We start from the raw sequence: 14,052 nt of genomic DNA, 5'->3' as shown, positions 1-14,052 counted from the left end.
TTTTGATAGTATGTTATTTTGAAATTAATTGGAGGGCTGTACGCAATACTTCCTTGCCATTACATGTTCCATAATGCATTGGATTTATCGTATCTACAGGTATTCCTTTTTCATCCCCTATTTTCTTTATATCATTAAGTTGATACCGAACTTGAGGGCCTAAAAGAATAACATCCACCTCATTTATATGGTTTCTTACTTCCATAGTGGCAACAGCCTGGATTTTCACGCTCAATCCTTCTTCCACCGCCGCTTTCTCCATCTTATTAACCAAAAGACTAGTGGACATACCTGCAGAACAGCATAATAAAATATTCATCATTATTCCTCCTTATAAATTAGGGTCAGGTTATTTAATCAATCTAAATGTGCCCCATGGTTTAATATAATCCAGTAAAAAAAGTTCCTCTTTTACAACGTGGGCGACTGCATTTTTACGTTCATCCAAAGGCATATCCCTTAAGATGACTTGAAGTTCGCCTTTGTATTTTCCAAAAGAATCATTGCCGATGAAAACGGCCCCTTTGCGCTGTGGGATACTTTCTCGGACTGCAAAATCTTCATTCGCATATTTTTTTCGGACCTCCACTGAACGGACCATATACTCGCTGATATCACCACGGCGAAGTTGTAATTCATCCAGCACAACTTTTTGCTCAATTGGTGACGCATCCGAATGGAGTTCCACTTTCAACTCGATCATGTCACGCTGTAAGGCCCCCAGCATTCTTAGTTCCTCTTCACTCGCGTAAGCATTCCCAATGATGACATCATCAATTAAACCCGTTGCCCATAGATGCTTGGCTTGTACATCAATTGAAAGTTCACGGTGCTGTTCTAATGTGCATAATCCATCATTTATACTCCAAGGACCTATATCACCGGTTTGTGAAGTAACAAATGCAGCTGTACGAATGCCATGTTCTTTAAAACGTTTACTGCAGGCGATGAAGAAGTCGTAAGGAAGACCTGTGAATTTTTGGGGATAGAAATTATGACAGCCAATGATTTGATTTTTATTCCCTTGATGAGTCAGTATGTTCGATAAATAATCGACATCATTACTCATATTCAATTCGATTTTCAATCCAAAAGGATTATAGGTCATTTTAGCTTCTTTCAAGCCATCGAACCCAAGGTCCAGACGAACGCCGTCAGCTCCCATTTCTGCGAAAAAACTTAAATCATCATAGCTAATATCAAACTTATCGAAAACAGCTGGAGCAACATCAAGTATGACTTCCATATGTAGCGCTTTCGCATAAGAAATAATATTTTTATATTCTTCCATGACAATTTCATATGGTTTTGAAACCGATAATAAACACGTGAATATTCGTTCAAAACCATAACTATGGGCAAGTTTAATATATTGCTTGTCTTTATCCGGTGTAGAGTGTTCCGGATAAATTGAAATACCTAATCTTCTCATAAGCTATCATTCACTCCTTTTCTACTTTCTTTCCATTGAGCCCGCTTAGTTTGTAATCCCATTAAATAGTCACGGTAGCGGGAGGATACCATTACAGAACAAATAATCGTTGGTACAATGACAATCAAATAATAAGTCGATCCCATTGCGGTAAATAGAAAGATTGAAAAGCTAATGATTAAAATAGACAGGCCAACCGATTTCCATGGTGTTAAACTTTCACCTAGCCGAGTACGGGAAAAAATGATTTGCGCCCCTACAAATGATAGAATGGCGAATATTATTTCAAGCATATTTAATGCCCGCTTTCTTTTCTTTCGGTCCAGCTTCTATTTTATTTTCATCACGTAGATGCTGATTCTCGAACATCTTGAAAAATGGAAAATAGATCATTAATGAGATGACAAAATTCAATAAAACGAGAACCCCGGCCATGATTGTCCAATTTGTACTGATGACAGCGGCAATTGGACTAAAGACCGTAAACGGCAGTTTAGCCATTATCATCGGTATTAACCCTAATTGAAAGAATGTATAAGAAACGATGACATTTACCAAAGGGGCAACGATGAATGGAACCATTAAAATGGGGTTCATGACAATCGGCGCTCCAAAAATGATAGGTTCATTAATATTAAAAATCCCTGGAACAAAGGACAGTTTACCAAGCTCTTTCAAATACTTCGATTTTGAAAATAGGAATAGTACAACAAGTGATAATGTCGATCCCGCCCCGCCAATCCAGACAAACCATTGAATGAATTGTTCGGTAAATAGATTGGGCAAATTCGCCGCATTACCCGTTCTTGCAAATGCATCCATATTCTCGAGAATCGCCGAATCCCACATCGGCCGTATGATCGGACCCAATATTGCCGGTCCATGAATACCAAGAGACCAAAAGAAAACGATGAGAAAGACTGTAAGCAAACCTCCTATTAAACTATTACCAACCAATAAATTTTTAAGAGGTGACACCAAAGTAGTGATGATCGAGTTAATGTCAAAGCCCAAACCATAACGAATGCCCCAGAAAAGAAGGACCACGACCAATGTTGGAATCAGGGCTGCAAAAGAATTCGAAACCATTGGCGGAACGCTTTCCGGTAATTTGATTTTTATATCGCGTTTAATCAAAAAATGAAAAATCTCAACGGAAATCAGGGATGTTACTATTGCACCGAATAAAGAGGCTGCGCTTAAAGAGCTGATAGGTAACCAGCGACCCGCTTCTATTACTCCTGGAACGGATTCCATGACTTGGGTAGGCACAACACATGTAATCAGAAAAGCTAAGACTGATAGAAGGCCTGCACTGAGCTGATCTAATTTATAATGTCCTGCAAGCGCTGACCCAACCCCAAAAGCTGCATATAAAGCCATTGCTCCCACCGTAAACCGAAACGGAACATCCAAAGCGGCACGATAAGGTGCTATCCATTCGTCATACCCATTGATTGGAAAATTCAACAAAATAACAAAGAATGATCCAATGATCGTCAGTGGAAGTGTTGCCAGAACACCGTGCCTAATTGCCAGCAGATGTCTTTGTGAACCAATTTTATTTGCAACTGGAAGCACTTTCATTTCGAGTATCCCCATAAAATTATTCAATAACTTTTCCCCCTTTTGATTAAAAGTCTGAAAAAACACACAATTACAATAAATAAACATTATAACGTTATATTGATTATGTCAATATTTTTATTGAAAATATGTGTTATATACTTTGAAATCTAAGAATGCATAGTGAATTATAAATCCGTTGTTGATGAAAGAGGCGCAAACCCTTCTCGTGACTCCACAAGTGCACAAAAAAAAGAAAACTGGAAAATTGATCACTGCCAATTTCCTGCTTTCTTTTTTGAAATCACATTTTTTTAAAAGGAATTTTTTATGACAATCTGCAGCCCTAGACTAGCCTAGTCTAGAGCTCATTTTTTTCTTTTCCTAGTATCAAATTCATATATTTTCTTTACACTTTTCATTAAAAATAGAATGATATAGCGTAGTTGAATATTTACATAATGAAATTAATGGTTTCTTCCAACGCATCATTTGCATCCGGAGATTTCCCTAGCTCGTAAACGATTTCCCCGTCAATCATCGTCATTTCAACCCGTAATTGATCAATACCGTCGATTGTTACATCCAATATTCGGTCGTTTAGCACAACCAAATCTGCTAATTTCCCTACCTCGATGCTTCCTTTTTGGTCTTCCTCGAAGCTTGCGTAGGCTCCGTTCCAGGTGTACAGCATAATCGCTTCCATGACGGAGATTTTCTGCTCTTCCCCAATGACCGCGCAGGAAGGTGTCAGTCGGTTGACCGCCCCATGAATGCCGATAAGCGGATTGCAGTTCGAGACGGGGCTATCCGAGGCCCCTGCTACGACAATACCAGCTTTTAAACAGGCTCCAATTGGGTAAAAATAGTCGCTGCGAGCGCCGAAGTGCTTAATGTATATATCTCCAAATTCAGTGAAAAAGTTCGGGTTAGGAACGGTCACTATACCCAATTTAGCCATTCGCTCGATGAGATCGGGCATCGCCAAACCGGCATGCTCGATTCGATGTCTGTGATTGTGCCGCGGATATTGTCTAAGCGCTTCTTCGAATGTATTCAACAACATCTCGATTGCAAGATCGCCCTGTGCGTGAGCCGTAATTTGATAACCATCGCGATGGGCTGAGATGAGCGCGTCGTTCATATTCTCTTGCGTGTAATACAGAATGCCGCTGTCTTCCGGATTCGTCTCATATGGCTGACGCGTCGCAAGCGTCGGCGCGGTGCTGGCTCCGTCTATAAAGATTTTCGCCGGACCGATGCGAAATCGATCGTCTCCGAACCCAGTCGACAAGCACGTCTCTCTCATTCGGATAAAGTTAGGCTCGTGAACTACCATTGCATACACCCGAACTTTTAAGCGACCGGAACGAACCGCTTGCTGCAGTATGCGAAGATTGACCGGCTCGTACCCTCCGGCATCATGAATTGTCGTAATGCCTAACGATACGAAATCGCGCGAAGCGATTTCCGCCGCTCTGGCCAAGACCTCTTCCGTCGGATTCATGACACGTTTTACCGGATCCATTGCTGCTTCCACTAGTAGCCCGTTTAATCTCCCGGACTCGTCCCGACCGAACACTGCACCTTCCGAATCGCCCGATTGGTCGTTTACACCTGCCAATTCCAACACTTTACTGTTCGCAATCATAATGTGGCCGCATTGTCGCACAATTAGAATCGGGTGTACCGTCGACACTTCATCAAGTTCATGTCGGGTTAGGTACCGCCCTTCCAACATAAACATTTCGTTGTAGCCTACTGCTATGATCCACCCTCCTATAGGGATAGATTCCGCCTTCCGTTTCAATTCACAGATAATATCTGCATTGGATTGAATCGATGCGTCTTTGCAATTAATCGCTAGCCTTGTAAGTCCATAACCGAGCAAGTGCAAATGCGAATCTATAAATCCTGGCAGTAGAGTCCTACCTCGCAAATCCATCACTTTGGTGCTCTCTCCGATCCAACGTTTGATATTCTCATTCGTCCCGACTGCTTCAATTCGGTTACGTTTAACGGCAACTGCTTCTGCGATCAGATTGTTCGAATCGACGGTAATGACTTGTCCGTTTACAAATACTACATCAGCAAACATACGATCACCTCTTATTTTTTCTGTAAACAAGATCTAATGACTATACTTTGTTGTGTTCTAGTTTTTCAGCCAATTCAGCCTACAAAACATAATTGATTTCTACTAAGCTTCTACTTGATTCATTGAATCGGCATCTCTGTTTGAGAGATAATTAAAAACCAATGCAATAAACATCTTTCCGATATACAACATTGATTTTTCATCTACATCAAATTTCGGATGATGATGCGGGTATATCGCATTCTTCGAAGGATTCGCACCTCCCACGTAGAAAAACGTTCCAGGAACCTTCTCTAGATATAAGGAGAAATCTTCCATTCCTGTTAACGTATACGGCGGGATTTGTATTACTTTTTCCTCTCCCAGAAGATTTTTTGCTAACTTGTCCGCTTTTATTGTTTCCTCCGGATGATTCCACAAAGCGGGATATCCTCTCTCGTACTTAAATTTCACAGTGGCTCCTGCACCTTCGCAGTTAGATGTTGCGATTTGGCCAATGGCTTCTTCTATCAAAACCTGCACGCTTTCCTCGAAGGTTCGTACCGTTCCAGTAATTTTGGCTGTGTCGGGAATGACATTAAAAGCCTGTCCGCTTTGAAAAGAACCAATCGAGACAACCGCTGTTTTAGACGGATCAACGCGGCGGCTGACGATTTGCTGCAAATTGAGCACCAGTTGGCTGCCCACCACAATTGGGTCTACCGTCAAATGAGGAGTCGCTCCATGCCCTCCTTTCCCATAAACCTCAATTTCAAATGTATCTCCTGCCGCCATTATATATCCCTCTCCAACAGCAACCATACCAAGCGGAAGAATGGAAGATACATGGGCTCCATAAATGACATCGACTCCATCCAGACAGCCATCTTCAATCATGGGCTTTGCCCCTCCTGGGATTACCTCTTCCGCAAACTGATGGATAAAGACAACATTTCCTTCGAGCTCATCCTTCACTTCGCTTAATACTTTGGCTACTCCAATCAAAGCTGCTGTATGAATATCATGGCCGCAGGCATGCATCACCCCAGGTATACGGGACTTGTACTCCACGTTTTTCTCGTCTGATATCGGCAATGCATCGAAATCCGCGCGCAGCGCTACTGTCTTGCCCGGTTTCCCTCCTCTCAAGAGTCCAACTACTCCTCTTCCGCCAACTTCTGTTCTTACTTCCAATCCCAAGTTGGTTAAAAAATCAGCGATCATTTTTGGGGTATTGATCTCCTGGAAGGATAATTCAGGATACATATGAAGATCTCTGCGAAATTTAACCAACTCCGGATATACCTCTTGAAGTCTACTAAATAAGTTTTTTAGCATCATTTCCACCCCGATATTTGTTCTAGCATTAATCCACCGGATTGCTTATATACATGATCAACATTTCAGTTCCACCTTACTAAATTTGTTTTCCCATTAGCCAAACACCACTATTTTACTTTGACATTCGACTGTATTTGATCACTCACGTCCTCGTGAGAAACAAGATTGCTGTTTCGAATGGTTAGTCCGAATAGCGCGGAGGACAAACCAGCCGCAATTAAGAACCAGAAAGCGCCGTCGTAAGAACCTTTTAATTCTGAGATGAGTACACCCATCATGATCGGTGCAATGAATCCACCAATCATCGATCCCAGATTCATAATTCCAATCGCGGAACCAATCACACACTTGTCAAACAATTTGTGAGGGAGTGCGTATACTGCACTAAACACAAAACCATAAAAGATTGATGACAGTGTCAAATAAGTAAAGACCATTCCAACATTAGGTGCGAAGAGTGCTAAAAATAAAAATACTGTGTAAAAAAGTCCATTCATTAAAAAGTACATTTTCTCCCTACCGGAAAATTTGACTAGCAACCAACCACCCGCTGCCGTTCCCAGAGTTGCGGCCGTAGTCGGAAGGAGTCCCAACACCCCTGCAGAAACCAAATCTAAATGGCGTACTGTTACCATATACATGGGCAACCATGAAGACGTGCCCCACGAAGCAATGCTGATTGAAAACCACGTTAGGACCAATGCCCATGTCTGACGAGTTTTCAATAAAGAGAGCATGGAATCCTTGTTTACTGGTTGTTGTTCTTTTGCTTCTTCCAATTGAATCGGACTACGAATGTATTTCCAAAGCAGTACTCCGATGATGACACCTGCTGCTCCAAGAGCAAAGAACACGTTCCTCCAGCCTAACCAGATCAGGAGTGTTGGCACAAGAACACCCGTAATTAGACCGCCAAACGAATTCGATGACATTAAGATGGACTGTGCCTTACCTTTTTCTTTCTGAGGGAAATACTCAGCGATGGCTTTTGCACATGCAGCAGGATATCCCCCCTCCATAATTCCGAACAAAAAACGAATCACGATTAAAGTGGTAAACGACCAAGCGAAACCGGTGAAGACTGTAAAAAGCGACCAGAGGACAATAGAAAAAATAATCACCCTTCGGTAACCCAACTGATCTGTCAGCCAGCCGGCCGGAATTTGCATGATGGCGTAAGCCAAGAAGAAGGCGCTGATTACTGTTCCCGTGGCAGCCGGACTAAGATTGAATTCTTGACCAATTGGCACAACAGCTAGATTCATAACTAACCGGTCCATATAAGAAACCATATAACCCACAAATAGGAGAGACAAAATGAACTTCCTGTTGTCCCCTTGAACAGCCATACGCTTCACAAATCATAACCTCCCCTTAATGATGCCCAGCAAATAATGGATTGCAGCTTGCACCAAGTTTCTGTAAAAAGGCAACTCCTCTTACGACAGTTCTTCAATTTAGTTCTTTACGAATTTACTAACTCAAGTGCATTATTTTTTGTTTTCTTATGGATCTCATTACCTCCTTTACACCAAATTGTTTATGCAAGTTTTATGCCAAGAAAAAGATCACTTTACAATGAAAAAATAACGTAAATAGGTATAATTGCGTGAAATTTCTAAATATTCAAGGTATAATTATTATGAATCGATTCAAATGAATCGAAATTGAATCAACGCTACTCACAATAATGATGAACTTTGAACTATTTTCGATTCAAAATAAAAGGTCGATCCATCCGTCATTAAAGGAAAGGCAAGTGATGAATCAGAATATGTTAACCATTGAACCGGAATATTTATTCAAAATCATGAACTACATGAATAAACCTATTTATATAACCGATAAGAACGGAATGACTCTTTTTGTTAGCGACATGAGCTGTAAGCTGATTGGGAAAAAGAAAGAGGAGCTAATCGGAAAAAACGTCTCACAATTGGAAAAAGAGGGGTTCTTCAAGCCGTCTGTTGCAAAAATAGTTTTAGATAAGAAACAAAATGTCAGCGTCATTCAACAAGTTGGAGAAGGAGAAGGAAAAGGAGTGGCTACAGGACATCTAATATTGGACGAACATAATAAACCAAAATATGCAGTCGCATTGGGTTATGATATTCCGGATTTCGTCGGTTACAGTTCTCAAATTAAAATTGAAGAATTGGATTCTGCTTTTCGGTTTTATTTACACGAATTACAAAAACTCAAGGCGAAACTTGTAAGGGCAAAAGAAGTCCCTTTTTTTATCGGACAAAGCCGGGTCTATGATATGCTCAAGGAAACAATTGAAAAAGTTGCCTGTGTGGAAACTACCGTTCTTATTACAGGGGAAACAGGTGTTGGAAAAACGCTTATAGCTGAACGTATTCATCATCTGAGTGACCGGAAAGATCGTCCGTTTATCCATCTTAATTGCGCAGCGATTCCGGAATTGCTCCTGGAATCCGAACTGTTCGGCTATCAAAAAGGGGCGTTCACCGGAGCAAATGCAAACGGCAAAACCGGACTTGTCAAACTTGCGGAGAAAGGCACCCTTTTCTTAGACGAGATTGGCGAACTCTCACATTCTTTACAACCCAAACTCCTTCAATTGCTGCAAAATAAAACGTACATGCCGATTGGAGCTTCCCAAACGGTAAAAGCCGATGTGCGTATCATTGCAGCTACCAACTGTAATTTGGAGGATATGGTCAAAGAAGGGAAATTCCGGGCTGATTTATATTATCGCCTCCATATTTTACCGATCCGCATACCCTCGCTTCGTGAGCGGAAGGAAGACATCTTTTGTCTCCTTCAGTATAATTTGGAGAAGTTTAATTACTTGCATAACCATAAACGAGTGCTTTCTACAAAAGTGGTCGAAGTGCTTCAAAACTATCATTGGCCTGGAAATGTACGGGAATTGGAAAATATAATTGAGCAGCTTGTCATTATGGCAAAAGAGAATGAAATTGCAATTCAGGATTTGCCGAAACGCTTGATCGATTCAGTCTGCGAAGAGGGTTCTATCTCTTTAAATGCAGAAAATTCTTTACATGAAGTTTTGGAAAGTGTCGAAAAAAGAATGATCACACAAGCATTCCATCTTCATAAAACAACCCGCGATGCGGCAAAAGCACTGGGCGTTACTCAGTCATTATTTATGCGCAGGTTGGCGAAATATGCGATTACAAAAGAAGAAAAATAAGCTGGAACGGTGGATGCCGCCGTAACTGATAAAAATGTTAGGAAACCTTGACAGTGTGAGGGGCCAACCAAAAGTCATGCTTTTTTGTAAAAAAAAAGCACTTAACCCCTTGGTAAAGTGCTTTTTTCAATTTTTTACCTCATTCGCTTTCTGCATTCTCCTTATTCTGGAGATGACGCTGCCAACCAGGCTTTCATTATTCTTTAATATCCCACTGCGGATTCCAAACGACTTCCCAAAGGTGTCCATCAAGGTCTTGAAAGTGTGCAGAGTATCCTCCCCAGAAAGTGTCATGTGCCGGATCGGTTATGATCGCGCCAGCTTTTTTTGCTTTTTCCAATACAATATTCACTTCCTCTTTACTGCCTACATTGTGACCAAGGGTAAATTCAGTAGGACTTGCCGGAGACAAAGGAACCTTGGCCTCATGCGCTATATCCCTGCGATTCCATATGGCAAGTTTTAAGCCACCTTGCAGGTGGAAAAAGGCAACGGCTCCATGCTCAAATTCTTTGCCCACTATCCCTTCTGTTTGAAATCCCAGGCCATCCCGATAGAATTCCAGCGATTTTTCCAAATCATCCACACCTAATGTTATGACAGTAATACGTGGTTTCATGATTGTCCCCCTTTTTACTTACTTTCTCCTACTATTGTTTACCAACTCTTTTAGTTCAAACGAGATCAAAATAAATACGGTTTTTTTTTTGTCAATCCAAGCTGAATTCCTGTATAGTAGAATGATTGACTGATCAAGCTCGAATATCAGGATTTACTCATTCACTTTACTTAAAATGTAATGATCCGAAAGGAAAAGCGATTACCAATGATTTCATTTATCCTCACCTTGAAACGTTTTCTAAAAGCGCTCTGGTCCGCTTTTAAACTGAAGAACTTCCAGGTTCTTTTCGTCTTGGTCCTCGTTATGTTATTTTCCGGCACGATTTTCTATGTTAAGCAGGAAGGTCTGACTGTGATTGATTCCCTTTACTTCTGTGTTGTTACTCTTAGCACGGTCGGGCATCCCAGCTTTGAACCGCAGACAACATTAGGAAAAGTGTTTACAATGATTTATATTGTAGGCGGCACCGGATTATTTATGGGCTTAATAGGATACCCAGCATACGCAATCATAAAGAAACCGGAAAACGAGAGCAATAGCAGCAAAATCTGAATGCATTGGAATGCTTAAAATACTTGGCATTCCTTTTTGATTGGTGTAAATAATCGCTTCTAATCAAATCCCAATTTAAATGAATCCCTTCTACATAAATTTGGTTAATTTTAACATTCATCATCTTTTTTTTCATTAATTTTCACTAATCCACTTTGTTCGTAGTTTAAGTGTAAAATAACTAACCGCTCTTTCTCAATCAAAAGGCCCCTCTCGATTGAGAAGGGCCTTTTATGGGTTGCACTTAATCTTCAAGCTCCTTTTTCTTCTTCAAGAGTTGGAGATATTCCCTATCCAATTCCTCTTTTTCCTCTTCCTTCACAACACTGGATAGTTTCCCAAGTGTCTCGATGATTTGCACTTCAATCATAAGAAGTTCAGCCTGTTTATCTTGATGATCATCCTTGCGTGTGGCCGTTTTTGTTGCTTCCTGATTGATAGCACTTACTCTCGAAGGTTCATCTTCAAATGAAAGTGAATGCGTTGCAAGCGATTGAATCAATGAACGATCATGAGTCACAAAAACGATGGTTCCTGGATATGCTTTTAACACTTCGGTTAAAGCCTCTTTAGTATGAATATCCAGGTAATTTGTAGGTTCATCCAGAACCAGTACATTATAATTTCCCAAAAAAACTTTAGCTAGGGAAGCCCTGACTCTTTCCCCACCGCTTAAAAGTGATACTTGTTTGTGAACGTCATTTCCTTTAAAAGCTAATCGTGATAATAGCGTACGAATAAAAGCCTGATTGTAGGGACTGTCCTCCAATATATTTTCAAGAACCGTTTTACTTTCATTCAAATTTTCTTGTTGTTGTGCAAAAAATCCAATCTTTGCCGGCTTTGCGACATATAAATCTGGGTGCCTTTCCACTATCTTTTTCAGTAATGTCGATTTTCCTGAACCATTTTGACCATTGATGGCGAGTCTGCAAGCTAGTTGGACATCTCCAAAAATATGTTGCTTCAGCATCCTTGATCCAACTTTCAGGGAACAGCCATTAAATCGAATGACCCTTTTGCTATGCAAAGATGGAAATTCTGAAATATCAAAGATGATAGGGGGATCCTCCCTCGGTTTTTCTTTTTTTGCTAATTTTTCAATCCTAGTTTCAATCGCTTCAGCAGAACGGTTCAATTTCGCCTTCTGTTTCCCGGCGCTGCGTTTATGGAGCCTTGCTTCTGAGTTACCCATTCGTTTAGGGGCTTTCCTAATCGAATCAGATTTGGCTTGGAGGTTTTGTGCAGCCTGTTTCAACCGGTTCTTTTCGCGGGTATACTCTTCATATTGCTTATTTTCCTTTTCTGTTTTTGCTTGCTTTTGTTTGATATACGCTTCGTAATTCCCTTCATATACCGTTACCTTGCCTTGCTCAACTTCCCATATTGTTGTACACAGATGATTCAAGAATGCTTTATCATGTGAAGTAAGCAAAATAGCGCCATTAAAAGATTTTAAATCCTTTTCCAATTGTTCAATTCCGAATATATCCAAATGGCTGGTAGGTTCATCCGCAATCAATACATCCGCATTGGAAGAAAGGGCTGCGGCGATTTTTCTTCGAGTACGTTCGCCGCCGCTTATGTTTTCTTGATCCTCATTGGGCAATTTCCATATGCTCGTTAATACACCGCTTATTTCTTGTTCAGTTTCTTCCATCTGCGGGATATAGCTGACTGTTCCATAGCTCTCTATATAACCGGAATCGGGTTCCCTCACGCCCGCTAGTATAGAAAGCAGGGTCGTTTTACCTTCTCCATTCCTACCAACCAAACCAACACGGTCATGACTATAAAGATGAAGTGTATCTACAGAAAGAACTTCACGGCTCCCGTAGCTTTTCTTTAAATCATTCGCTTTTAAAAATAACATGAAAAAATCCCCCTCCATTTTTCTAGAGAGAGATCGCCTGCTACTAAATTAATATACATAAACCAAATATACCTCATCTGCTTTGATAACAGAAAAAGTAGTTGTATATGAATTAGTACCTATAAACGAACAGACGTATCCCATCTCTAAACATAATCATTAAAAATCTCACATGGGTATCTAAAAAGATTCTCGTTCAAATGAAAAAGTGAATTCACTTAACTTACCGATAAAACCGGTAAGCAAACAAAGTGACGCGTTTTTCATTGAATATATCTAACCGATAACACCCATTGAAATTGATTTAGATTTACTGTTTATTTGATAAGATTACTGCTTCATTGTATAAGGTACCTATTCCTTCCAATGTAATGAATTAATGATTGCATATTATTAATATGTTTGTAAAGCAGATTTATACCCTTTTTTCTTAATTCATAAAAAGAGAAAATTAATTGGGCTCTACATGGACATGAACATCATACACTCCATGATCTGTCATCATCACTTTTTCTACATGTGTCGCTATATCATGTGCTTCTTTAATATCCAAGGTAGAATTGACAAGGATCACAACATCAATCACTTCGTTGTTACCGTAATTTCTCCCTTTAATCTCTTTTATCCCCTTGACTCCATCGACATTTGTAATTACATCCTTATATAGATGAATTTTATTTTCATCAAATCCGTCAGAAAGTTCATGCGAGGCTTGAATGAAAATATCCCAGGCTGTTTTGCATATTAATAAACCAACAATGACTGCAGTAAGGGGATCCAGCCAAGGCATGTTTAATTGGGAGCCAAAAATCCCTATAGCTGTTCCAATACTTACCCAAGCATCGGAAATATTATCTTTCGAAGCTGCCATAACGGCTTTACTGTTAATTTTCATAGCAAGCTTTTTATTATATCGGTATACAAAATACATGGCTATTGCTGATAAAACACCTACATACCCGGCAATAATGTCAGGAGATTCCTTTCCACCTTTAAGCATGGAAGCAACTGCATCTATCAATACTTGTACACCAACAGCAAACATAATAAATGAAGCTACCATCGATGCAATCGTTTCACTTTTCCAATGACCATAACCATGATCTTTATCGGGGGGTCTTTGAGCTAGCCTTAAACCGATCAGTACGGCAATGGACGCAATAATATCAGTCGTGTTATTCAAACCATCCGCTTTCAAGGCCGCTGAGTCGCTTATGTATCCGATAGCCAGCTTCATGATCGATAGACAAATATAAGCAATTATACTGATGATTGCTCCACGTTCGCCTAATTTGAGATCATTATATTTTTGTTCTTCCATTCAACTTCCCCCCACAATTAAGTACCTGAATATCATATCAACTTAAAAATGGGTGGGTCTATAGCAACCTTTTTGTATCGCTTTATA

The 14,052-nt window shown here is 40.3% G+C and carries 12 protein-coding genes; 2 read left to right on the top strand and 10 right to left on the bottom strand.

Annotated elements, in window-relative coordinates:
- Positions 1 to 13 precede the first annotated feature (13 nt).
- The 7 genes from ACSR9O_RS04965 to ACSR9O_RS04935 form a co-directional block, all read right to left on the bottom strand.
- Positions 14 to 319, bottom strand: coding sequence for a PTS sugar transporter subunit IIB (locus tag ACSR9O_RS04965; protein ID WP_048685915.1), 306 nt, complete (start codon positions 317 to 319; stop codon positions 14 to 16).
- 30 nt (positions 320 to 349) lie between these two features.
- A complete protein-coding gene (locus tag ACSR9O_RS04960; protein ID WP_491724049.1) occupies positions 350 to 1,432 on the bottom strand; it encodes a DUF871 domain-containing protein in 1,083 nt (360 codons plus the stop codon).
- Positions 1,429 to 1,725 carry a hypothetical protein gene (locus ACSR9O_RS04955; RefSeq protein ID WP_106027878.1) on the bottom strand — a complete coding sequence of 99 codons (297 nt, stop codon included), beginning with the start codon at positions 1,723 to 1,725 and terminating at the stop codon, positions 1,429 to 1,431. The genes ACSR9O_RS04960 and ACSR9O_RS04955 overlap by 4 nt, the downstream gene beginning before the upstream one ends.
- Positions 1,718 to 3,046 carry a PTS sugar transporter subunit IIC gene (locus ACSR9O_RS04950; protein WP_491724048.1) on the bottom strand — a complete coding sequence of 443 codons (1,329 nt, stop codon included), beginning with the start codon at positions 3,044 to 3,046 and terminating at the stop codon, positions 1,718 to 1,720. Before ACSR9O_RS04950 ends, ACSR9O_RS04955 begins: the two co-directional genes overlap by 8 nt.
- 406 nt (positions 3,047 to 3,452) lie before the next feature.
- Complete coding sequence (locus tag ACSR9O_RS04945; protein ID WP_491724047.1) at positions 3,453 to 5,096, bottom strand: amidohydrolase; 1,644 nt, start codon at positions 5,094 to 5,096, stop codon at positions 3,453 to 3,455.
- Between the two features lie 102 nt (positions 5,097 to 5,198).
- On the bottom strand, positions 5,199 to 6,413 hold the full coding sequence (locus ACSR9O_RS04940) for a M20 family metallopeptidase (RefSeq protein WP_101221622.1): 1,215 nt from the start codon (positions 6,411 to 6,413) through the stop codon (positions 5,199 to 5,201).
- Between the two features lie 110 nt (positions 6,414 to 6,523).
- On the bottom strand, positions 6,524 to 7,765 hold the full coding sequence (locus ACSR9O_RS04935; RefSeq protein WP_491725444.1) for an MFS transporter: 1,242 nt from the start codon (positions 7,763 to 7,765) through the stop codon (positions 6,524 to 6,526).
- 413 nt (positions 7,766 to 8,178) lie between these two features.
- On the opposite strand from ACSR9O_RS04935, the gene ACSR9O_RS04930 reads away from it, so the two are divergent.
- Complete coding sequence (locus ACSR9O_RS04930; RefSeq protein ID WP_491724046.1) at positions 8,179 to 9,597, top strand: sigma-54 interaction domain-containing protein; 1,419 nt, start codon at positions 8,179 to 8,181, stop codon at positions 9,595 to 9,597.
- 196 nt (positions 9,598 to 9,793) lie between these two features.
- Here the strand turns inward: ACSR9O_RS04930 and ACSR9O_RS04925 are convergent, their stop codons facing one another.
- Positions 9,794 to 10,216: a VOC family protein gene (locus ACSR9O_RS04925; RefSeq protein ID WP_230176550.1), complete on the bottom strand. Its 423-nt coding sequence runs from the start codon at positions 10,214 to 10,216 to the stop codon at positions 9,794 to 9,796.
- A 207-nt stretch (positions 10,217 to 10,423) separates the two neighbouring features.
- Here ACSR9O_RS04925 and ACSR9O_RS04920 point away from each other — a divergent pair, with 207 nt between their 5' ends.
- Positions 10,424 to 10,771 carry a potassium channel family protein gene (locus ACSR9O_RS04920; RefSeq protein WP_260357960.1) on the top strand — a complete coding sequence of 116 codons (348 nt, stop codon included), beginning with the start codon at positions 10,424 to 10,426 and terminating at the stop codon, positions 10,769 to 10,771.
- Positions 10,772 to 11,015: 244 nt separating this feature from the next.
- On the opposite strand, the gene abc-f is transcribed toward ACSR9O_RS04920, so the two are convergent.
- Together abc-f and ACSR9O_RS04910 are read right to left on the bottom strand one after the other, a co-directional pair.
- Positions 11,016 to 12,644, bottom strand: coding sequence for a ribosomal protection-like ABC-F family protein (gene abc-f, locus ACSR9O_RS04915; protein ID WP_491724045.1), 1,629 nt, complete (start codon positions 12,642 to 12,644; stop codon positions 11,016 to 11,018).
- Positions 12,645 to 13,095: 451 nt separating this feature from the next.
- Positions 13,096 to 13,965, bottom strand: coding sequence for a cation diffusion facilitator family transporter (locus ACSR9O_RS04910; protein WP_101221616.1), 870 nt, complete (start codon positions 13,963 to 13,965; stop codon positions 13,096 to 13,098).
- Between the last annotated feature and the right edge of the window lie 87 nt (positions 13,966 to 14,052).

This window comes from Peribacillus sp. B65 (assembly GCF_058513295.1).
Note: the sequence above shows the minus strand (reverse complement) of the source record. Positions and strands in the feature narration are given on the sequence as shown.

What these genes read in the sequence shown, in the direction of transcription:
- ACSR9O_RS04965 (WP_048685915.1), bottom strand. Translation starts at nt 319, where the DNA reads ATGAATATTTTATTATGCTGTTCTGCAGGTATGTCCACTAGTCTTTTG.
- ACSR9O_RS04960 (WP_491724049.1), bottom strand. Translation starts at nt 1,432, where the DNA reads ATGAGAAGATTAGGTATTTCAATTTATCCGGAACACTCTACACCGGAT.
- ACSR9O_RS04955 (WP_106027878.1), bottom strand. Translation starts at nt 1,725, where the DNA reads ATGCTTGAAATAATATTCGCCATTCTATCATTTGTAGGGGCGCAAATC.
- ACSR9O_RS04945 (WP_491724047.1), bottom strand. Translation starts at nt 5,096, where the DNA reads ATGTTTGCTGATGTAGTATTTGTAAACGGACAAGTCATTACCGTCGAT.
- ACSR9O_RS04940 (WP_101221622.1), bottom strand. Translation starts at nt 6,413, where the DNA reads ATGCTAAAAAACTTATTTAGTAGACTTCAAGAGGTATATCCGGAGTTG.
- ACSR9O_RS04935 (WP_491725444.1), bottom strand. Translation starts at nt 7,765, where the DNA reads ATGGCTGTTCAAGGGGACAACAGGAAGTTCATTTTGTCTCTCCTATTT.
- ACSR9O_RS04930 (WP_491724046.1), top strand. Translation starts at nt 8,179, where the DNA reads ATGAATCAGAATATGTTAACCATTGAACCGGAATATTTATTCAAAATC.
- ACSR9O_RS04925 (WP_230176550.1), bottom strand. Translation starts at nt 10,216, where the DNA reads ATGAAACCACGTATTACTGTCATAACATTAGGTGTGGATGATTTGGAA.
- ACSR9O_RS04920 (WP_260357960.1), top strand. Translation starts at nt 10,424, where the DNA reads ATGATTTCATTTATCCTCACCTTGAAACGTTTTCTAAAAGCGCTCTGG.
- abc-f (WP_491724045.1), bottom strand. Translation starts at nt 12,644, where the DNA reads ATGTTATTTTTAAAAGCGAATGATTTAAAGAAAAGCTACGGGAGCCGT.
- ACSR9O_RS04910 (WP_101221616.1), bottom strand. Translation starts at nt 13,965, where the DNA reads ATGGAAGAACAAAAATATAATGATCTCAAATTAGGCGAACGTGGAGCA.